This is a genomic window from Salinispora cortesiana, from assembly GCF_000484695.1.
In the GTDB taxonomy this organism is placed as follows: domain Bacteria; phylum Actinomycetota; class Actinomycetes; order Mycobacteriales; family Micromonosporaceae; genus Micromonospora; species Micromonospora cortesiana.
In genome coordinates this window covers 188,947-209,917 of record NZ_AXVR01000001.1, presented here as the reverse complement: position 1 = coordinate 209,917, position 20,971 = coordinate 188,947, and the positions used below count along the sequence as shown (strand labels likewise).

At 68.7% G+C, this 20,971-nt stretch carries 17 protein-coding genes; 6 read left to right on the top strand and 11 right to left on the bottom strand.

The genetic code is table 11. The features are described 5' to 3' along the window. The first annotated feature begins 6 nt into the window (after positions 1-6). Positions 7-681 (top strand): cyclase family protein, encoded by a 675-nt coding sequence (locus K228_RS0101040; RefSeq protein WP_025616733.1) that lies wholly within the window; start codon positions 7-9, stop codon positions 679-681. A 204-nt stretch (positions 682-885) separates the two neighbouring features. Next, the gene (locus tag K228_RS0101035) at positions 886-1,227 is read left to right on the top strand and encodes a YciI family protein (RefSeq protein WP_025616732.1); all 342 of its coding nucleotides are present in this window, start codon (positions 886-888) and stop codon (positions 1,225-1,227) included. Between the two features lie 178 nt (positions 1,228-1,405). Here the strand turns inward: K228_RS0101035 and K228_RS0101030 are convergent, their stop codons facing one another. The 11 genes from K228_RS0101030 to K228_RS0100980 form a co-directional block, all read right to left on the bottom strand. Continuing rightward, positions 1,406-2,722, bottom strand: a complete 1,317-nt coding sequence (locus K228_RS0101030; protein WP_223160734.1) for a glycosyltransferase — start codon at positions 2,720-2,722, stop codon at positions 1,406-1,408. Next, the gene (locus K228_RS0101025) at positions 2,676-4,460 is read right to left on the bottom strand and encodes an ABC transporter ATP-binding protein (protein ID WP_025616730.1); all 1,785 of its coding nucleotides are present in this window, start codon (positions 4,458-4,460) and stop codon (positions 2,676-2,678) included. Before K228_RS0101025 ends, K228_RS0101030 begins: the two co-directional genes overlap by 47 nt. After that, positions 4,457-6,382: an ABC transporter ATP-binding protein gene (locus K228_RS0101020; protein ID WP_025616729.1), complete on the bottom strand. Its 1,926-nt coding sequence runs from the start codon at positions 6,380-6,382 to the stop codon at positions 4,457-4,459. Before K228_RS0101020 ends, K228_RS0101025 begins: the two co-directional genes overlap by 4 nt. Beyond that, positions 6,379-7,305, bottom strand: coding sequence for a glycosyltransferase (locus K228_RS0101015; RefSeq protein ID WP_025616728.1), 927 nt, complete (start codon positions 7,303-7,305; stop codon positions 6,379-6,381). Before K228_RS0101015 ends, K228_RS0101020 begins: the two co-directional genes overlap by 4 nt. A 245-nt stretch (positions 7,306-7,550) precedes the next feature. Beyond that, positions 7,551-8,528 (bottom strand): NADP-dependent oxidoreductase, encoded by a 978-nt coding sequence (locus K228_RS0101010; RefSeq protein WP_025616727.1) that lies wholly within the window; start codon positions 8,526-8,528, stop codon positions 7,551-7,553. A gap of 91 nt (positions 8,529-8,619) precedes the next feature. Next, positions 8,620-9,942 carry a hypothetical protein gene (locus K228_RS0101005; RefSeq protein WP_025616726.1) on the bottom strand — a complete coding sequence of 441 codons (1,323 nt, stop codon included), beginning with the start codon at positions 9,940-9,942 and terminating at the stop codon, positions 8,620-8,622. A gap of 386 nt (positions 9,943-10,328) precedes the next feature. Next, a complete protein-coding gene (locus tag K228_RS0101000) occupies positions 10,329-10,727 on the bottom strand; it encodes a VOC family protein (protein WP_025616725.1) in 399 nt (132 codons plus the stop codon). A gap of 143 nt (positions 10,728-10,870) precedes the next feature. Next, positions 10,871-12,211, bottom strand: a complete 1,341-nt coding sequence (locus K228_RS0100995; RefSeq protein WP_080671504.1) for an RNA polymerase sigma factor — start codon at positions 12,209-12,211, stop codon at positions 10,871-10,873. Between the two features lie 14 nt (positions 12,212-12,225). Then, positions 12,226-12,567: a YciI family protein gene (locus K228_RS0100990; protein ID WP_025616723.1), complete on the bottom strand. Its 342-nt coding sequence runs from the start codon at positions 12,565-12,567 to the stop codon at positions 12,226-12,228. 429 nt (positions 12,568-12,996) lie between these two features. Beyond that, a complete protein-coding gene (locus K228_RS0100985; protein ID WP_025616722.1) occupies positions 12,997-14,226 on the bottom strand; it encodes a cytochrome P450 family protein in 1,230 nt (409 codons plus the stop codon). Positions 14,227-14,550: 324 nt separating this feature from the next. Then, positions 14,551-15,915: an FAD-dependent monooxygenase gene (locus tag K228_RS0100980; protein ID WP_025616721.1), complete on the bottom strand. Its 1,365-nt coding sequence runs from the start codon at positions 15,913-15,915 to the stop codon at positions 14,551-14,553. A gap of 383 nt (positions 15,916-16,298) precedes the next feature. On the opposite strand from K228_RS0100980, the gene K228_RS0100975 reads away from it, so the two are divergent. The 4 genes from K228_RS0100975 (at position 16,299) to K228_RS0100960 (ending at position 20,912) form a co-directional block, all read left to right on the top strand. Continuing rightward, positions 16,299-17,459 carry an epoxide hydrolase family protein gene (locus K228_RS0100975; RefSeq protein ID WP_025616720.1) on the top strand — a complete coding sequence of 387 codons (1,161 nt, stop codon included), beginning with the start codon at positions 16,299-16,301 and terminating at the stop codon, positions 17,457-17,459. Further along, positions 17,360-18,811: a condensation domain-containing protein gene (locus K228_RS0100970; protein ID WP_080671502.1), complete on the top strand. Its 1,452-nt coding sequence runs from the start codon at positions 17,360-17,362 to the stop codon at positions 18,809-18,811. Before K228_RS0100975 ends, K228_RS0100970 begins: the two co-directional genes overlap by 100 nt. 27 nt (positions 18,812-18,838) lie before the next feature. Next, entirely contained in the window at positions 18,839-19,687 is an 849-nt protein-coding gene (locus tag K228_RS0100965; RefSeq protein ID WP_188116145.1) for a TauD/TfdA dioxygenase family protein, read from the top strand. 199 nt (positions 19,688-19,886) lie between these two features. Continuing rightward, complete coding sequence (locus K228_RS0100960) at positions 19,887-20,912, top strand: NAD-dependent epimerase/dehydratase family protein (RefSeq protein ID WP_025616717.1); 1,026 nt, start codon at positions 19,887-19,889, stop codon at positions 20,910-20,912. Positions 20,913-20,971: the final 59 nt, after the last annotated feature.

Below are 20,971 nucleotides of genomic sequence, written 5' to 3'. Positions count from 1 at the left end.
AGCGCTGTGGATACCAACACGGGACACCGGGTCGTCGAGCTGTCGCATGTGATCGAGCACCAGATGACCACCTATCCGGGGTTGCCCGGACCGGAGGTCAGCGACCACCTTTCGCGGGGGGCCTCCCGGCAGACGTATCCGTCAGGCACCGAGTTCCAGATCGGGCGGATCTCGCTGGTCGCCAACACCGGCACCTACCTGGACGCGCCCTTCCACCGCTACCCGGAGGGGGCAGACCTGTCAGCGTTGGACCTGTCCCGCCTGGCTCACCTGCCAGGCGTGCTCGTTGACGCTACCGGCAGGGGCCGGGCCATCGGCCCAGACGCCTTCGCCGGGCACGCGGTGACCGACCACGCGGTGCTGGTCCGCACCGGTTGGGACCGGCACTGGCGGACCGCGCACTACGGTGCGCCGGAGCACCCGTTTCTCACCATCGAGGCGGTCGCCTGGCTGGTCGCCCAGCGCGCCGCACTGGTCGGCATTGACTCGGTCAACATCGATGACATGGTCGACCTGAGGCGGCCAGCCCATACCGGGCTACTGGGTGCGGGAATACCGATCGTGGAGCACCTACGCGGGCTCGACCAGTTACCGGACAGTGGCTTCCGCTTCCACGCGGCACCGGCACCGGTGCGGGGCATGGGCAGCTTCCCAATCCGCGCCTACGCCGTCGTCGGCTGACCGTTCACGGCCCGTCGCGGCGGTCGCCCCGCGGGACGAAACCTCGGCGACGGTCCGGTCCGCGCCTCACCCCGCCGGCGGCGGCCCACGGCTGCCCTGTCCTTTCCCGCCGGTTTCGTTCGTCGTACCAGCGACGGCGGAGGAGGAAACGCCCGCGTGGCGGAGTACCCCCGACACACCGGTGACCATCCGAAAGGGGACACAGTGAAGTACCTGATCTTCGTCTGCGTTGACGGGTCCGTCGTGCTCACGGCGGAGGAGGAGGCGACCATGGCTGCCGGCACCGACAGTTGGGTGCGGGAAATGGACGGGCGCAAGGTCCGGCTGGTGGGCAGCCAGCTTCAGCCGGTCGGCGAAGCCAACACTGTCCGGGTGCGCAACGGTGAGGTACTGGTGGCCGAGGGGCCGTTCGCCGAGACCAAGGAGCACATCGACGGCTTCGACATCATCGAGTGCGCGGATCTCGACGAGGCCATTGAGGTGGCTTCCAAGCACCCGGTAGCCCCGCACGGCACCATCGAGGTCCGACCGTTCTGGCAGCCCTGACCGCGTACCGCGATCGGCGCTGACGGTGGTGCCGGGCGGATGTGCATCACGGCAGACACCCCGCTACCCGGGTGAGACATTGGCGCCACGGCAGTGGGGGCCGTGGCAGTGGGGCCGTGGCACGCCGCGCGACCGGAGCCGAGCCGACGCGCGCCCCGGCCCCGGTGCCGCCAACCGGTCAGGGAACGGCCACATCGACCACGCGACGGCCGATCCGCTGCGCCTCGGTCAGCAGGTCATCGTTCCACCGCTGGCGCAGCCCGCCCAGCCGGGAGGTGAGCACCACGGTGTCCACCACCTGGTCGGGTAGCGGCGTGCGCACACCCACGGCATGGTGGCCGACGTGCGGCCCGCCGGCGAGAGCGGCGTCCAGCTTCTCCCGGTCAACGTCCAGCAGCACGGCTGGCGGGAGACTGCCGGGGACGCGGGCGCCGCAGCCGAAGATCGCCATCCGCTCACCCGGACCGCTGTCCCGGACCGCTCGCTCGATCTCATCTGCCACATCCCGATCCCGGGCCGCGTGTGTCCACTGCCTCAGCTCGTCAACGCACTCGTCCCACTCGAGGTGGCGGAGCTTGGCGACCAGCACCGTGCCGATTTCGACGATCGGTTCCCGGTGCTTGTTGAGGAACCGATCCATGTTGGTGAGGAACGTCTTATCCAGCAGATCCCAGTCGCGCTCGTGCGGTGACTCGATCGCCCACGCGTCGCGGTTGACGTGGAACCCCACCCCGGCCTGGTGCAGCCGAAAGGCGAATTCCAGATCCTCGGCCCCCCAACCGACGAACGTGTCGTCGAAGCCCCCGACCGCCCAAAACACGTCAGCCGGCAACGAGCAGTTGATCGTCCACGACAGGTTCCACGGCAGAGCACGACGACTCAGGTCGAAGTCGCAGGCGACCAGCGAGGCGTGCCGCAGGTCCCGGAAGGCCGGCTCGTCGACGAAGTGCGCGACAGTCTGCTCCGGTGTCCAACGGCGAAGGGCTTCCTCGATGCCCGGCATGGGATCGTCCGGGTTGTACCCGTAGGCGTACCCGAGTGACATCCGCGGCGCGGTCCCGGCACGGTGGGCAAGCCGGTGGTGGTGCACGAAGTCGGGGCCGACCGCCGCCCCGGAGTCGAGGAACACCAGTAGCGGTGCGCGGGCCAGGCGAGCCCCGGCGTTGCGCGCCGTGCCTGCTCGGAAGCCCAGATCCTCCTGGAAGTGATAGCTGATGTCGAGCCGGTCGCTGAACTCGTCCACCACGGCCCGGGTGCCGTCGGTCGAGCCGTCGTCAGCGACGATGACCTCGAACACGTCCGGCCCGACCCGCTGCCGGGTCAGCGTGGTCAACGTCCTGCGCAGCAGCCCGCTGCGGTTGTAGGTCGGGATGATGACGACGGTGTCTGGCTGATGTCCGTTAATGGCACGCCCTCCCCATCTTTTCCGGCAGCCGCGGTGGCGACGGCTACTGGTAGGCCTTGGCTTGCAGGTCGAACAACTCGGCGTATACACCACCGAGTCGCATGAGCGTGCCGTGGTCACCGGTCTCGACGACTCGACCGTCCCGCAACACGACGATCAGATCCGCCATCCGGACCGTGGAGAACCGGTGCGAGACGAACAGCGTGATCGCTCCCGTCGCCTCCCGGACCTGCCGGGCCTGCTCGGCGTAGAGCTCGAACAGCCGGTGCTCGGCCTCAGCGTCGAGTGCGGAGGTTGGTTCGTCGAGCACCAGCAACAACGGGGACCGACGCATCAGAGCACGTCCCAAGGCCAGCTTCTGCCACTGTCCACCGGACAGTTCGGCACCCTCGGTGTAGCTCTTGCCGAGCTGGGTGTCGAGGCCGTGGGCCAACCGCTGGATGACGTCGGTGCCGTGCGCCCGGTCGAGCGCCGCGCGCACGGCGCCGTCGTCGCCCATCCGTGGTAGGTCGCCCAAGCCCACGACGTCACCGGCACGCAGTTCGAAACGGACGAAATCCTGGAAGCCCGCGGCGATGTGTTCCCGCCACCGATCAGCCGGGATCCGGCGCAGGTCCGCGCCGTCGACCGTGATCTGTCCGCCCGTCGGCCGGTACATCCCGCACAGCAGCTTGACCAAGGTGCTCTTGCCGGCGCCGTTCTCGCCGACGATGGCGACGGTAGCCCCGGCCGGCAGGGTCAGCGAGACCTGGTGCAGCGCCCTCGCATCCGAGCCGGGGTAGGTGAACCCGACCTCCTGCAACGCGATGCCGTGCGTCAACCGCTGCGGGGGCGCCTGGTCAACGGGCAGGGCCTCGACAACGGTGACGAGGTCGCGGACGGAGTCCAGACGGCGCAGCGTGCTGCCCATCCGTTGCAGGCTGCCCAGCAGTGTCACCGCCGAGGTGACCTGCTGGTTGACCTGGGTGGCCAGGGCGATGACGAGAACCACATCGCCGACGCTGTGTCGCCCGGCGATGGCGTCGCGCACCACCAGGAGCACCGCCCCGACGTACGCGATGCCGAAGACCACCTGCCCGCCCGCGCGGGCAGCCGCCGCCATGGCATGGGAACGAACCAGCCCCCGGCTCGCCTGCGCCCACAGCCGGGCATGCCGGCGACGCAGCTCGTCCCGCAGCCGGAACACTCGCACCTCCCCCGCGAAACGAGCGGAGGTAGCCAGCCGAAACAGATTGAGCGCCATCCGGGTCGGCTCCGCGGTCTCGGTCTTCGCCCGGTCGATGAATCGTTCCGCCCACCGTCCACTCAGCAACGGTGGCAGCGCCGCTAGCGGCAGCAACAGCAGGATCGGATTCAGCCGAGCCAGCAGCACCGCGGTGAAGACAACCGCCAGGATCAGCCCGAGGGTGCCGAACAGCGCCTCCAACGCATTGGCCAGCCGCCGGCTTTCCCGGCGCAAGACCGTCAGCTCGTCGGCGTAGTCGGCACGCTCGTGGTGCTCGATGCCGACCGAACCGTTGGAGAGCATCATCAGCTGCTCCACCAGATCCAGCTCGGCCAGCTCCGACAGCTCCGAGTAGGCGATGTGTGCGAAGTGCGCAAACGTCAACGTCACGATGGCCAGCCCGGCCACCACCACTCCCCACCCGGTCGCGGCCTCGACTCGGCCCGCGACGACCGCGTCGGTCATCCAGCCCAGCGCCGCGGCGAGCAGTGGCGCCGCCGCTGTCCCCGCCATCATCAGCAGGATGGCGGAGATGGTCTTGCGGCGGTCCATCCGCCACGCGATCGCCAGGAGCCGCCAGGAGCCCTGCCAGGTCACCCTCATGTCAACATCCCCGCCGTCTCGTCCTGGTCTCTGGTGAAGCGGTCGGCCTGCAGCCGGAACAGGCGGGCGTACCGGCCGTTGCTAGCCAGCAGATCCGCGTGCGTGCCCTGTTCGGCCACCCGGCCGTCGACCAGCACGACGATGTGGTCGGCCTGTCGTACGGTGGAGAATCGGTGTGAGATCAGGAGCGTCGTCGCGCCACGGGTCAGGTCCGCGAACTCGTGGAAGAAGGTCGCCTCGGCGCGCACGTCGAGGCTGGCGGTCGGCTCATCGAGTACCAGGATCGACGAACCGTGCCGCAGCGCAAACAGTGCCCGGGCGAGGGCAATGCGCTGCCACTGACCGCCGGACAGATCCGCCCCGCCCTCGATGTGCCGAGCCAGCGGTGTGTCCACGCCGCGGGGCAGCGCTTCGAGCGCCCCGTGCAGGCCGACCGCCTCGATCGCGACGCGAATGCCGGCCCGGTCGTCGAGGTGCTCGACGCAGCCGTAGGCGACGTTGTCGGCAGCGGACACCTCGTAGCGGGCGAACTCCTGAAAGATCACGGCCAGCTTCGACCGCCACACGTCGAGCGGGACCGACCGGATGTCCACGCCGTCGAGCCGGATCACCCCCGATGTGGGTTCGTAGAGCCGGGCCAGGAGCTTCACCAGCGTGGTCTTGCCGGCGCCGTTCACGCCGACCAGTGCGGTGCACTGCCCGACGCGTATCCGCAGGTCCAGGTCCTCGAAGATCATCCGCTCCTCGCCCGGGTACCGGAAGCTCACCCGGTCGAAGTGAATGACCGTGCTCGGCTCCGGCACCTCGACCTCCGCCGGACCGCGCCGCGCCGAGGCGTCGCGGTGGGCGGCATCGTCGCGCACCGAGCCCGCCTGCGCCTCCAGCCCGTCACAGAAGCGCCGCACCGCCTCGTAGGCGTGCATCCCGACGGCCGTGGGCAGATCCGACTCCGGGTAGTACTCACCGAGTCGAAGCGCGCCGATCGCAGCCTGCATGACCAGGGCGAAGGTGGTGAGGGTCAGGCTGGCGGCCGGATCAGCCGCGGTCGCACCGGTCACCGCGAACACCACCGAGGTGACGGCCAGGCCCCAGGTCGCGATCCAGACGAACGGCCAGAGATAGATACGGCGACGGGCTGCCCAGACCGGCTTGAGCCAGTCCAGGTAGCAGCGACGCCAGAGGCCACGGAAGAAGCCAATCAGGCCGAAGACGCGGATCTCCTTGGCGGCCGCCGCCTCGGTGGCCAGATCCCGTAGGTAGTCGTTCTTGAGCTCGTCGGCATCGAGACTGAACCGCACCTCGGCGTACTTGCGCAGGCCGCCACGCTGGCCGTAGCGCAGCAGCAGCACCGCGACCGCCAGCCCGGCCGCGGCCAGCCAGGACAGCGCCGCTCCGACAACCGCGGCGTACCCGGCCAGTTGGGTGTAACGGGCGATCAGGGCGAGCAGCCCAGCACAGGCCTGCCCGGGGCTCTGCACCCAGGCCTCCAGCTCGCGGGCGGCGGTCCGCAGATCCTCTAGGACCCTGGGGTCCTCGAGCGCGCCGATGCCGGTAGTGCCCGTCGCCGTCGCCATCAGCTCGTCACTGACCCGGCCGTCGATGCGACGGGCGACGAGCTCGCCGAGCCATTCCTGCACCGGCGCGATGACCTGCTGACCGACGAAGGCGACAGCCGCCACCACGAAGACGCCGACCAGCGCGCCCCAGGCGGCCGAGCCGAGCCCGTCTCGGACCGCGGCGGGCACCCGGCCGAGGACCACCGAGGAGGCCACCACGAACACCACCGGCAGCATGCCGATGACCAGGTTGACCGCGACGACGAGGGCGATCAACGGTAGGCCGGCGCGCCGGGTCAGCCGAGCGATCTCCAGCCGCGCCGCGGTCAGCCGGACCGGCGCGGACTGCCGCAGCGCGGGCCTCACCGGACGCCCCCGGCACCCGTCTGCTCGGCGACGAAGTCCGCGCACCGCGGCAGGCCGCGCTCCCGGATGACGTCGTTGAACCGCAGCGGCGTGATGTCCCGCAGCGACGGCAGCAGCTTGGCGATCGGTGTGCCGTATTTGGCCGCGAAGTAGTGGTGGTTCGGCTCGGCGATGTCGTCGTGCTCGGCGTGGTTCTTGTGATGCGGGTAGTGGATACTGCTTGCGCGCCGCTCCAGCACGATGCGCACCCCCTCGCGGCACAACCGGTACGCGAGATCCAGATCCTCCCCGCCCCAGGAGCGAAACTCCTCGTCGAAGCCGCCGGCCGCACGCAACTGCGCGGTGCGAGCGGAGACGTTGCAGGTCCAGAAGACGACCCAGGGTGCCGGAAGGTCGTGGAACTCGTCGTCGTGTCGGGCATAGAACTCCTCGCGGACGTCAAGCCAACGACCGGCGGCGGCGAACTGCGCGATGGTGCCGTCCACGTCACCAACCCGGATCGCCGCGGACATCTCCTCCGCGTCCTGGTTGTCGGTGTTAAAGCCGTAGACGTAGCCGATGGCCGCTACCGGGGCATCGTCGCGGCGATGCCGCGCGACGTGCGCCGCAAGTCCGCCCGAGTGCAGCAGAACCCCCGAGTCGAGCAAGACCGTCACCTCGCCGCGGGCAGCGGCGATGCCGACGTTGCGAGCGGCGGCGACTCGCCAGCCTTCGTTCTCCCGGCGGAAGTAGCGCAGGTTCAGGCGATCGTGGTACCTACCGACCAGCTCTCCGGTCCCGTCGTCGGAACCGTCATCGACCACCACCACCTCGAACCATTCGGCCGGCAAGCTCTGTCCGACCAGGGAATCCAGGGTGTAGCTGAGCAGTCTCCTACGGTTGTAGGTCGGGATGATCACGCTACTCGTCAGATCGCCTGTCACCTGTCCTCCAATCCCGTCGCTCGCCCTTCGGGCCCTTCCGTGACTGGGCCGGATCGCCGGCACCGCCCAACAGCTCGGCTGCCGTACCAGTGGGACGAGGCCTCGAGACACCGCGTCACCCGGTCGTGGGTACGACGATCGGGCAAGCCCTGATTGGACAGCGATGTGAAAGGTTCACCATCACTTCGCCCTTCGACGACCAGCCGGGCCCACCGGTTCATGCGGCGCCCACCGCCCGGCCCCGCTCAGATGCGCAGCACCACCTTGCCGAGGTACCTGCCTCGAAGGAGGTTGAGTACAGCGGTGAGGCCGTTCTCCAACCCGTCCACGATCGTCTCGGCGATCACCACCTCGCCCCGGCGGACCCAGCGGGGAAACTCCTCGGCGAAACGGGGGAACAGGTCCGGGTGGTCGAAGGTGTAGAAGCCCTGCAGCTTCAGCCGCTTGCCGATCACCGACAGGATGTTTCGTGGCGCGCGCGGCTCCCCGGACCGAATTTCCTCCACCCCGCCGCACAACACCGCCCGGCCGTGTGGTCGCAGCGCGTCGATGGCGGCCTCGAGGTGCGACCCACCCGCGTTGTCAAAGTAGACGTCCAGGTCGTCCGGCAGGTGCTGACGGATGCCGTCGTGATAGTCGAACGCGACATCGAAACCGAGGCTTTCCCTCAGGTAGCGCGCCTTGTCCGGCGTACCAGTTGATCCGATCACCCGGGACGCCCCGCAGAGCCGGGCGACCTGTCCGGCCATGGTGCCGACGCCGCCGGCCGCGCTGGAGACGAAGAAGGTCTCGCCCTGCCGCACCTTGGCGACGTGCAGGCCAACATAGGCGGTCAGGCCGAAGGACAGGTGGTGTGACAGCGACGGATAGAGCGCGGGGTCCACCTGGTGGAAGTGGGACGCGTCCGCCACCACGTAGTCCCGCCAGCCGTACCGGTGCCACACGATGTCGCCCGGGCTCAGTCCGGCAGCGGCCGACTCCACGACTTCCCCGACCGCATCGCTCCACATCGGTGCGCCCACCTCGAAGTTTGGAATGTCGACCTTGCTTAGGTCGCGCATGCGCAACAGCGATCCAGGGTCGATCGACATGAACAGGTTGCGCACGACGACCTGTCCGGCCGCCGGGTCGGGCACGACCACCTTGATCATCTTGACGTCGTCGTCACTGGGCATCCGCTCGACAGGTCGAGAAATCAGGCGCATCTCGCGGCTCGTTCTCATGAATTCTCCCGGTTGGGGACGACGCGGCACCGGGACGGGTGCGACACCGGGTCTCGATCGGGGGTGACTCGGCCCGGCCGCTGGTCGTGGCTCAGCACGGACTGGGGACACCCGACCGGGCGTGAATGCCGTCGCGGATCTCGGCTACGACCTTCTGCGCCTCCGCGGCGGTGGGTGCGGCGGCGATCACCGCGACGATGGGGTCGTCCCAGCCGACCGCGCGGACACTGGTCGGATACGCCCTAACCCCGGCTTCCCACAGCCGCTGGAACACCGGTCGGATGTGGTCCTCGTACGTGGTCCCCTCGGCAATCGGCAACATGAAGTGCGCGGAGAGGGTGAGATCCTTCTCGGCGTCCCAGAGCCGGAGCAGCCCACCAGCATGCAGCGAGCCGCTGCGCCGGGCGTTGATCTCGGTCACGTAGAGCCTGTCGTCGGCGCCGGCCACGCAGTCCACACACATCCAGCCGTAGTAGCCCATGGCGCGAGCCGCCTCGCCCAGTTCGTGCGCCACCCGCCGGACGCGCTCGCCCCAGACCTCGGGCAGCGCCCCGTCGCCGACGTCAACGCTGCGGAAGGAGTAGCCATGCTCGACGGTCAACGCGCAGAGCACCACGTCCTCGACGCCGTTCTCACCGACCAGAATGTCCGCAGCCGGGCAGCCGACTCCGGGCGCGTGCTCGACGAACTGCTGAATCAGGATGGGAAAGGCGAAGAAGGAGTCGCGGGCCGCATTGTCAAGAAACCGGTCGACATCTCCGGGCTCATCCCTCACCACGGCGGAGCCATCGCCCGCCACCCCGAACAGGGTACGAGCGATAACCCGCCCGTACCGGGCCGTCATGGACTTCAGGGCGCCGCGCAGCTCCACCCAGTTGCCGACGACGAGGCCAGGAGCGACCCGGATCTCCGGCAGCTGCCGGGCCAGGTCCAGGCAGCTGACCTTCGAGTCGAGGTAGAGGCTGGCCCAGAAGTTCTCGTCGCTGACAGAGTCCAGCTCCACGGTGTGGCCCCAGCCACGCACCAGCGCGGCGAGCAGGTACGTCTCCGGGGTCGGGCCGACTATCTCCAGACGTACCATGCCGTAGCCGGCAAGATGCTCCCGCAGGGCCTGCTGTGCCTCACCATCGTGCAGCAGGTCCTCGACGAGGAGCCCAGACCGCATCGCGGGTGACACCACGGGCGGGGGAGCCAGGTCCAGCACCTGGTGGATGTCATCGAACCACTGCCTGTTCCAGCCACTGGGCAGTATCAGGACCCGCGGATCGGCGCTCCAAAAGACCGAGTGCTCACACTCGTACGTGCCGCTGAACCGCACGACCCGCTCCCGCTCCTCACCCGTCAACTTCAGGGCGGGGTTCCGCAGGTGGTACTCGGCGCTGTTCGGAATGATGAGTTTGACGACGTCAGGCATCTGCGCGGTCCTCTGACTCTCGAAACGGCGGAGGGAGCGGATCAAGCTGACGGCGCAGCGCGACACCCGCGCCGGCCGGAGGTATCACCAGTCCGGCGGCGGCCACCAGGACGGTGGGCGACGATTCTGTTCACTCATCCTGCCGCTGAGGCAGCACTGAGACATCTCCTGAATTGCCGTTGTGGCCACTGCCGCGGGGCGGGAGCGGCCGGGCGCGCAGATTGCCCGACGGCTGTCGTGAGGCCCGACGGACGCAGCATCGCCCCGCACCGCGGCCGCACGGTTCGCGGCAGCCCGGTGGCACGCTCCGACGTGGGTGGGAGGGCCGGCGGACGGGGCGCGGCCCGGGAGCCAGCTTCCTGCCGCGCCACCATCCGGTTACCTGGTCAGGTGCCGGGTAACTCCTGGGCGACCTCCCAGACGTTGCCGGCCGGGTCGGCGAAGGCGGCCGTACGGCGGCCCCACGGGCGGTCGATCGGCCCGTTGAGTAGCTTGACCCCGTGCCGCTCGAGTTCGGCGCAGACCGCGTGGGCGTCCTCCACCAAGATGGTCAGCAGCAGGCGGGAGCCGCCGTCCCGGCCAGCGACCCGGGCCGGCTCGATCAATTCGTCGGCCTCGGAGACCTGGAGCAAATTGATCATCAGGCTCTGCAGCTTGACGACGGCCGACACCTCGTCCTCGAACACCACCTCGAGGCCGAAGACGTCCTGGTAGAACTTCTTCGTCACCGACAGGTCCTCGGTGAACAGCGTAATGACTTCGATGTTGTTCAGCGCTTTGATCATCCTCTTCCTCCACTTGGCATTGATCCCACCATTAACCTGACCCCGGGCGCGGCCGGGATGGATGCCACCTGTCCGCACTTCCCCGGCGCGTTTCGCACCGGGTGCCTCGAATCACCAGCGACGGCCGAAAGTCCGCCACCGCATCAGCACAGCGCCGTCACCGGTGGGCCCGACCTGGCCCACCGCCGCTGGTCGTTGCTGCCGTTGGCGCGTTCGGCCGGCGTCGCGGTCACCGACCCGGTGGAGCCGCTATCGCACGTCTCGTCCAGGCGGCGACTGATGTACCGACGTTCGGCGTCATTGCCGGTCAGGTGCAACGCCCGGCGGTAGCTTGCGGCCGCGTCGTCCCGCCGGCCGAGCCGGCGCAACAGGTCCGCGCGGAGTGCCGGCAGCAGGTGGTAATCGCCCAACCGCCCGGATGCCTCCAGGGCGTCCACAAGCACCAGCCCCGCCGCCGGCCCGTCGGCCATCGCGACCGCGACAGCCCGGTTGAGTTCCACGATCGGCGAGGGCATCAGCTCGGCCAGGCGCGCGTACAGCGCGGAGATCTCGGCCCAGTTAGTGTCGGCCGCCCGCCGCGCCTCGGCATGGCAGGCGGCGATCGCGGCCTGGAGCTGGTAAGGCCCGATGCGCCGGGCCCGCAGCGTCCGTTCGAGCAGGCTGGTGGCCTCGTCGACCTCTTCCCGGTGCCACAGACCGCGGTCCTGGTCCTCCAGGGTGATCAGATTGCCGGCCCTGTCCACCCGGGCCCCACGCCGCGAGTGTTGCAGCAGCATCAGGGCGAGCAGGCCGGCCGGCTCCGACTCGCCGGGCATCAGCTCAACCAGGGCCCGGGTCAGCCGGATCGCCTCCGCGCAGAGCCCCTCACGGGCCAGGTCGGCACCGCCGGAGGCCGAGTATCCCTCGTTGAACAGCAGGTAGAGCACGGCGAGCACGCCCGATGTCCGCTCGGGCAGCAGGTGCGCCGGCGGCACCCGGTAGGGAATTGCCGCGTTGGCAATCTTCCGTTTTGCCCTGACGAGCCGTTTCGCCATCGTTTGCTCGGGCACCAGAAACGCCCGGGCGATCTCGGCGGTGGTCAGCCCGGCAAGGGTACGGAGAGTCAGCGCCACCCGCGCCTCGAGCGGCAACGCCGGGTGACAGCAGGTGAACATCAGGCGTAGGCGGTCGTCCCGAATGCCGCTGCCGCCGTCGAGGTCCACATCCACGTCGGATAGACCCTTCGGATCCGCCAAGACGGCGACCTCGTGCAGCTTCGCCGTCTCTGTGCTGGCCCGCCGGAGTCGGTCATAGGCACGGTTGCGGGCCACGGTGGTGAGCCAGGCACCCGGGCGCCGCGGGGTGCCCGTCTCCGGCCAGGTGCGCAGGGCCTCGGCGAAGGCGTCCTGCGTGCACTCCTCGGCCAAGTCCCAGTCGCCGGTCAGGCGGATGAGCCCCGCGACGATGCGCCCCGACTCCTGCCGGAACGACTCCGCCACGGCCATCCGCGCCTCCGGCGTCAGGGCTGCCAAAACGCCCGCACCTCGATCGTGCCGAAGCTGGCGGCCGGGTGCTTGGAAGCCACTTCGATCGCCTCCTCCAGGTCCGCGCACTCGAGGAGGTCGTAGCCCGCGACGTGCTCCTTCGTCTCGGCAAACGGCCCATCGGCGACGAGCACCGCACCGTCCCGCACCCGTACCGTGGTCGCTCCCTCGACGGACTGCAGCCGGCTGCCGTGCAGGCGCACCCCGCGGCTGTCCATCTCCGCCACCCACCGCTGAGTCCGGCGCGCTAGATCCGCCTCCTCCTCGGCAGCGAAAGTCAGGTTTTCCTCAGCGCAGACCAGCATCAGGTACTTCATGACTTCCTTCTCAGCTCGTTTTCTCAGGTATCAGCACGTGCTCGGGACGCCGCCAGGGCTCAGGGCCGATGGGACCTGTTGGGCATCGGTACGACGATCGGGGCGGCCCCGAATGGACACCCGTGCCGAACTTTCTTGCCCCTGGTAGCTCGAACCCGGGCTGCCCGGACGACGCCACACCGGGCGAAGCGCACGTCGTCGCGGAGCACCGGAGCAAACCGTTGGGCCGCGTCACATCGATATGATCCCGGCAGATGTCCTGGTCGGCAAGGCCGACGCGGCCCTGGCCGCGCGAAGGCACAACCCGACACGGCCCTGGCCGCGCGAAGGCACGACCCGAATGGGAACGGCTCGCCGGAGGGCCCCGGGGGCGGGGTCGGCCGGGGCCGGGGTCGGCCGTCGCGCGGCAGGGGTCGACCGGAGCTTCGGCTAGGCAGCCCGCCCGAGATGCACCGGCAACGTGCTGGCTCCGTTGAGCAGGAAGCTACCCTGCGGGTCGATCTCATTGGCCGGGACGGCGAGGGCGAGCTCCGGGAAGCGTTCGAACAGCAAGGGCAGGGCAATAGCCGCCTCCAGCCTCGCCAACGGTGCGCCCAGGCAGTGGTGCACACCGTAGCCGAAGGACAGGTGCTCCTTGTCGTCTCGGGTGAGGTCGAAGCGGTCGGCGTCCACGCCGTGCCGACGCGGGTCTCGGCCGGCCGCGGCGAAGCCGATCAGCACCGGGTCGCCCTTGGGGATGGTGACTCCGCCGATCTGCACCTCCTCGGTGGTGAACCGGAAGGGCAGTTGCGCGATCGGGGCCTGCACCCGCAGTGTCTCCTCAATTACGTCCTTCCACGTCACCTGGCCGGAGCGCACCAGCGCGAACTGGTCCGGGTAGGTCAACAGCATGACGACGGCCTTGCTGATGAGATTCGTGGTCGTTTCGGATCCGGCCCCAAGCATCAGGTGCAGGGTGCCGGCCATTTCGGAATCGTTGAGCCGGGTGCCGTCCTCTGCCTGCGTCTTGATCAGCATGCTGAGCAGGTCGTCGCCCGGATTCTGGCGCTTCATCTCGACAAGATCGTGCATCGCCTGGTGCCACTGCTCGACGTTGGCGACCGCCTCCTCATGGCTGATCGTGGTGTTGACGTTGACCTCACCACCGCGCATCACCTCCCGGCGCAGGTGCTCCGGTACTCCGAACAGGTCGCAGATCACCCGAGTCGGCAGCGGGTAGGCGTAGCTGCCCTTAAGGTCGACGATCTCGCCCGCCGGAACTGCCGCCAGGTCGTCCAGCAGCTCGGTGGCGATGTTCTTGATCTGCGGCCGCATCGCCTCGGTACGTCTCAGGGTGAACGCCGCAGCCGTCAACTTGCGCAGCCGGGTGTGGTCCGCGCCGTCGGACGTGGTCATGTTGTCCATCAGCACCCAGCCGATGAGCGGAAATTCGTCGCCGACCTCGCCATTGATGAACGCCGGCCAGTGCTGGCGCGGGTCCTTGGCGAACCGGTTGTCCGCAAGCACTTTGCGCACCATGTCATAGCCGACGACGGACCAGGCTCGAACGCCACCAGGCAGTTCCACCTGGGCGATCGGACCCTGCGCCCGTAGCCGGTCGCCCTCCGCGTGAACGTCGCGGCCGGTGGGGTCGAGGAGGATGGGGGCTGTCGTGTTCAAAGGAACCTCCAGCAGACTGACGGAGTCAGATCGAAGAGAGTCGGCAACCATCTCGCACGATCTGTCCGGCGGGCGGGCACGTCCAGTGCTCCTGAGAAGCGAATCGTATCCGGCTCGCAGCACCTAACTCAATGCACCGAACGCGCTGGGGCATCATTTCTGAAATTGATTAGCAACCATTCGAGATCATGATTGAAGCTCCAGGTTGAGGCGGCGTGGGTAGCGACGCCAGGCGGGGTGGGTAGCGATGCCAGGCGGGGTGGCGTGGCGGCGCCCGGAGTCCTGGCGTCCGACCTGGTGCTGATCTGGGCTGGCCGGTCATCGTCACCGCCCGCCAGACTGTACGGACATCGAGACGCCGGGCCGGCGGCGGGCGAACAGCACCCGCGAGACCACGTTCGGACGCATCAGCGCGGTGGGTGGATCGACCAGACCGGCGGTACGTAGGAATGCGGCGGAGAGGCGGGCGTCCCGGGCCGCCGCCGCCTGTAGCCGGGGAATGTAGAAGTTGCCCATCCGCACCGCGACCGAGCGGCGACCCCGCACTCCGGGGAAACCAAGGTCACCCCCGGCGGCCATGTCCCACGGGGCGTCAACGACCGCCGCGAGATCACGGAAGAACGCCCGCGGACGGGGCGGGTGTCCTCGACGAAGGTGGTCCCGCAACACAAGAGCCTCGATCGCCGCGACAGTCATGCCCTGGGCGTAGATCGGGTTGAACGTACAGGCCGCGTCGCCCAGCACGAGCAAGCCCTCCGGGAGGCGGTCCACCCGCTCGTAGCGACGGCGGACGTTGGCCGGAAAGCGCATCGACACGGGCGGGTCGAGCAGCTGGGCACCGGCGACGGCCGCGTGAATCTCGGGCACCGGCAGCGACCGGGCGAAGGCCAGGAAGCCGTCTGGGTCCGTCGGCGGCCGGTCACCGAGCAGGCCATAGAGCGACAGCGAGTAGCGGTCCTGGGTACGGACCAGGGTGGCGCCCCGAGGAGACCTCGGGCTGGCGACGCAGACCAGGCCGATCCGGTCGCCGGTGAGGTGGATCGACAACGGGCCCCGGAAGTCCGCCGTGGTATATGTCAGGTCTATCTTGACCCGCTCCTCGGGAACCTCCGGGTAGCGCAGCTCCCGCAGCCAACGAGGGGTGCGCGAGCTCTTGCCAGAAGCATCTACCACCAGGTCGGCCGCCAGTAGCCGCTCAGCACCGCCCGCCCCGTGGGCCTGCACCCGGACCCCGGTGACCCGGTCGCCCGACACGGTGAGCCCCACGATGTCCGCCCGATCGAGCAACGTAACCCCGGGTAGCGCCCGCACCCGCTCGCGCACCCAATTCTCCAGGAACGGGCGGGTGGCCGACACGCAGATCAGCCCGGTTTCGCTGGGCTCGATCATCTGCCCGCTGAAATACCAGCTCAGGCTCGTGCCGAAGTCACCCACCGGCACTCCGAGCGAGGCCATCCCCCGGGTGAAGCCGGGAAACAGCTCCTCCAGGACCTGCTGCCCCCGGCCGAGCAGGCCGTGAATGTGTGGGCCCTGGGGTACCGCCCGCCGGGGCTGGGCCGTGTCGGGCAACGCGTCCCGGTCGACCAACGTGACATGCCGGTAGGAGTCGGCCAGAAGGCGGGCGGCCAGCAGTCCGGCCATGCCGGCACCAAGCACCACGGCGCGGTCTCCGATATTTCCGCCCGCCATATTTACTCCTATGCCAAACGGCTCCGGCGGTGGTCGTATCGCAACCACCGCACCAACCTGGAGATCGGTTGCATCCAATATAGGCGCCGTCGGGGAATCTTCTACTCCTAGCTTGCTCACCCGCTCGAAATTCGGGCTGCTTCCAAAGTGCTGTCTCCAGAGCGGCCCCTTGATGCCTCTTTTTCGACCCCTACGACGCTGGTACCGTCTGCGACACCCTTCGATTCCCGAGCGTAGGCGACACCACCAGGCCGACCCGGCATGTGCCCCGGTCTGGTGGACGAACTCGCCCCCACCACCGGGCCTATCGCGGAGGAATCACTCGGAGCTGGGCGCCTCACGCGTCCCGTGAGGTCGTCGGCAGCTGGGATAAGGAGTATCAGATGCGTCCTTTCCGTATTGCCGTCCCGCAAGCGACCCTCGACGACCTGCACCGTCGACTGGACAACACCCGCTGGCCGGCCGAACTGCCCGGGGTTGGCTGGGACCGGGGGGTGCCGCTGGAATACCTCAAGGAGCTGGCCGACTACTGGCGCACCGGCTACAACTGGCGCGACGCCGAGGCGCGGCTCAACCAACACCCGCAGTTCGTCACCGAGATCGACGGTACCGACGTGCACTTCCTGCACGTGCGCTCCCCCGAACCGGACGCACTACCGCTGGTCATCACGCACGGCTGGCCGAGCTCAGTCGCGGAGTACCTCGACGTGATCGGCCCATTGAGTGACCCGCGCCGCCATGGTGGCGATCCGGCGCGGGCGTTCCACTTGGTCATCCCCTCGTTGCCAGGCTTCGGATTCTCCGGGCCGACCCGGGAGCCCGGCTGGAGCATCGACCGGATCGCGGCGGCCTGGGGCGAGCTGATGCGCCGGCTCGGCTACGACCGGTACGCCGCGCACGGCGGTGACCTGGGCGTGTGGGTCTCACTGGCGCTGGCCGCGATGCAGCCGGAATACGTGGCCGGCGCGCACGTCACATTTCTGTTGACCCCGCCCTCCGGCGACCCGACCGCGATGGCCACCCTCGACGATCGGGACCTCGGCCGGGTCAACCAGATGGCGAGGTTCGTCCAAAACCGCTCCGGCTACATGCACATCCAGGGCACCCGGCCGCAGACGCTGTCCTATGGGCTGACCGACTCCCCGGTCGGGCAGCTCGCATGGATCACCGAGAAGTTCTTCGAGTGGACCGGGGCGGTGAAGTCTCCCGAGGACTCGGTAGCCCGCGACCAGTTGCTGACCAACATCTCCATCTACTGGCTGACCGGCACCGCCGGATCGTCCGCCCAGCTCTACTACGAGATGGCCGATATGCTGCCCCTCGCGCCGACGCCGCCACCTGCGGCACCCCCGCACCCGGTGCCGCTGGGCGTCGCGGCCTACGCGCACGACGCGTGCCTGCCGGTCCGCCGGATCGCCGAGCCGAACTTTCCAAACATTGTGCAGTGGAGCGAATTCGACCGGGGCGGCCACTTCCCGGCCTTGGAGGAACCCGACCTCTTCGTCCAGGACCTGCGCTCCTTCGCCGCTGCTCTGGACCGGTAGGGCGCGTGTTCACCCGCCCCTCACCCGGCCCCCGAGACAGGTTCCCGCTGTCGTACCCCCAGACGCTGTGGTGCTCAGGCGAGCAAGCCGGGTCGTTCGGGCCACGCTTCGTGGTGGCCAAGGCGGTCCGGGTCACCGGAACGCTCGATGGGGCAGCGCTACAGGCCGCCCTGGACGACGTTGTGGCGCGCCACGAGCAACTGCGGACGGTGCTCGTGCGCGACGCCGACCCACCGTACCTACAGGTACATCCACCGAGCCGGGTGCCGTTGGTGGTGCGGGAACTACCGACCGAGCCGGGCCCGGACCGGGACCGGCTCGCCGAGCAGTTGCTCACCGAGGCCGAGTCCAGCAGCCTGGACGTGCACGAACTGCCGCTGCTGCGAGCCGTCCTCGCCCGGTTCGACGACCGGGACAGCGTGCTCAGCTTGGTCACCCATCACACCGCCTGCGACGGCTGGTCGGTACAGCTGATCTTGCGGGATCTGGCGGCCTGCTACGCAGCGCGGACCACCGGACAGCCACCCGAGCTGCCGCCAGTACGCCAGTACCGGGAGTACGCGGTCTGGCAGCAGGAGTTCTTCACGGGCCCTCGTGCGGTGGAGGCGTACGCGTACTGGCACAAACAGCTGCGCGGAGCGCACATCTTCACCCTGCCGACCGACCGACCGATCCCGCCCACCCACTCCATTCCGTACCAGGCGTATGACTTCCGCCTCGACGCGGACCTGGTCTCGGCCGCGGCCGGCCTGGCGGAATCCATACGGTGTTCGACGTTCATGGTGATGCTGACGGCGTTCAACGTGCTGGCCCACCGGATCCGCGGCACCACCGACCTAACGATCAACACGGTCATCCACGGTCGCGGACAGCGGCAGTTCGAGAACACGGTGGGACCGTTCCTCAACTTTCTGGCCCTACGCACCTGCATTGACTCCGGCGAGAGCTTCCGCGACATCGTCCGGCGCACCCGGTCGACCTGCCTGGGCGCGTACAGCCACGAGGTTCCCATCCAACACGTCGAGCAACAGATCCCCGAACTGATGCAACCGTTGCACGATCCCCGCAACTGCGATTTCATCTTCGGATTTTCCCAGTCTCCTTTCGACGGCGACTCGATACGGCTCAGCGAGCAGTCGGCCGAGGTGTACAAGACCGAGACCGTCAGCGCAGAGATTCCCGGAGGGGCCGCCTGGACGATGGCGGTGCTCCGCACCGGGGAACTGATCGGGACCGTGCAGTTCAACCCGGAAGAATTCGACCGACAGACGGTGGCGGACTGGGTTTCGGAATATTGCCGACTACTGGCTACGGCGGTGCACGAACCGGACCGGGAATGGAAGAGGCTCTGACCACCCCGATGAGCGAGGAGAATGTTGATGTCGTCCTACCAGCTGGAGAAACTGGGTGCGACCTTCGGGGCGAGGATCACCGGTCTGGACCTGCGGGATCGGCTCGACCAGGGATCGGCACGCCGCCTGATTGATGATCTGACCGAGCACCGGCTGCTGGTGCTGCCCGGTCAGAAGCTGGGGCACGAGGAGCACGTGCGGTTCAGCCGGATCTTCGGTCCGCTCGACGTCTACCCGGTCCGACAGTATGTCGTGCCCGAGTTCCCGGAGGTGCTGAAGATCAGCAACATCTTCCAGAACGGCAAGCCGATCGGGCTCTACGACGGCGACGACCAGATCGAATGGCACACGGACTACTCGTGGAAGACCGTGATGAGCAGGGCGTCATTGCTATATTCCGAGATCGCCCCGGCGGAGGGAGGCGACACCCTCTTTGCCGACTCCACCGTGGCCTACGACGAGCTGCCCGAGTCGCTGAAGCGAGAAGTCGAGAGCCTGCGCGCGGTGCACTCGATGAACTACCTGGTCGAGACGGAGCGCAGGACCAACCCGCACAAAGCCCCGCTGACTCCCGAGGAGCGGGAGCGGATGCCCGACGTGGCGCATCCGCTGGTCCGAGTCCACCCGGTCACCGGACGGCGGTCACTACTGCTCGGCAGCATGATCATCAGTGGGGTGGTCGGGCTGGCCGAGGCCGACAGCAGTGCCCTGCTGGACCGTCTGCTGCGGCACGCCACCGCGGACCGGTACCTCTACCGGCACCGATGGCACCAAGGCGACCTGGTGATCTGGGACAACCAGGCGACCATGCACACCCGCACCCCGTGCGACCACAAGGAGCACCGTCGGTTGCTCTACCGAACGACGGTGATGTGAGGCCGGGCCTCAAACCACGACGAGCGGTCTCGGCGCCGGCGCGCTTCGGCGGCCAGCGGGTCGGGCACCAGGCGGTACGCGAGCGGGTGGTCGCCCAGCGGGCGGCCACCCGCACCGCAGGGGTGGCCTATCCAGGCGTCACCGGGCTTTGCGCACGGTGGAAGCCGTCCAGCACTGATCGATGCCACAAGATTGAGCGATGCTGATCCTGCTTACCGGGGGCACCGGTTATCTCGGTTCGCACACCACCGCCGCGCTGGTTCGGGCCGGACACCGAGTCCGGCTCCTGGTTCGGGGAAGGGGAGGGGTGGCCGCCGCGTTGGGGCCGCTCGACATCGACCCGGCCGCCGTGCGGCAGGTGCGGGGCGACGTCACGGATCCCGAGGTGGTCGCCCGAGCTGCCGACGGCTGCGACGCGGTGGTGCATCTAGCGGGTCGCTACAGTTTCGACAGCCGACGACACCGAGGCATGTGGGACGCCAACGTACGGGGGACCGAAGTGGTGCTGCGGGCGGCGCGCACGGCCCGTCTCGATCCGATCGTGCATGTGTCGACCTTCGGCGCCTTGGCACCCGGGCCCGAGGGCACAATCACTGTGGACTCCCCCGCCGCCAAGCCCCGAGAGACATACTTGGCAAGCAAGGTCGCCGCGGAACTCGTCGCCCGGCGGCATCAGGACGAGGGAGCCCCAGTCGTGATCACCTATCCGCTGGCTACGTTGGGACCGGCCGACCCACATCTCGGCGACCAGGTGACGCGGGTCCGGGACACGCTGCGGGGCCTGATGCCGATGTGGCCGACCGGCGGCTTCCCCATCGGTGACGTCCGGGACGTGGCCCGCCTGCACACCGCGGTGTTGGAGCCCGGGCAGGGACCCCGCCGGTTCCTCGCCCCCGGCCATTACGTCACGACCCGAAAGTACCTCGCTATCTTGCGGGAGGTCACCGGTCGCCGGCTGCCCGCCATCCACCTGCCCGTCGGGCTCATGTTGCCCGTCACCGCACTGGCCAGCGCAGCGCAGCGTCTGATCCCCGCACGCATTCCTGCCCAGTACGGAGCGGTCTACGCCTGCGCGGTCAGCCGCCCGGTCGATAACCGCCGGACCTCCAGCTTGCTCGGTGACGAAGGCCAGCCCTTGACTCGGACCATGACGGACACCGTCCGGTGGCTGAACGAGACCGGGCGGATCACCGCTGCGGCGGCGGGGCGGGCTGCATTGACATAAGCTACTGCCCAGCAGCCAGGCACCATCGACCTACCTGGTTGTCTTGCTCGACCGCCGCT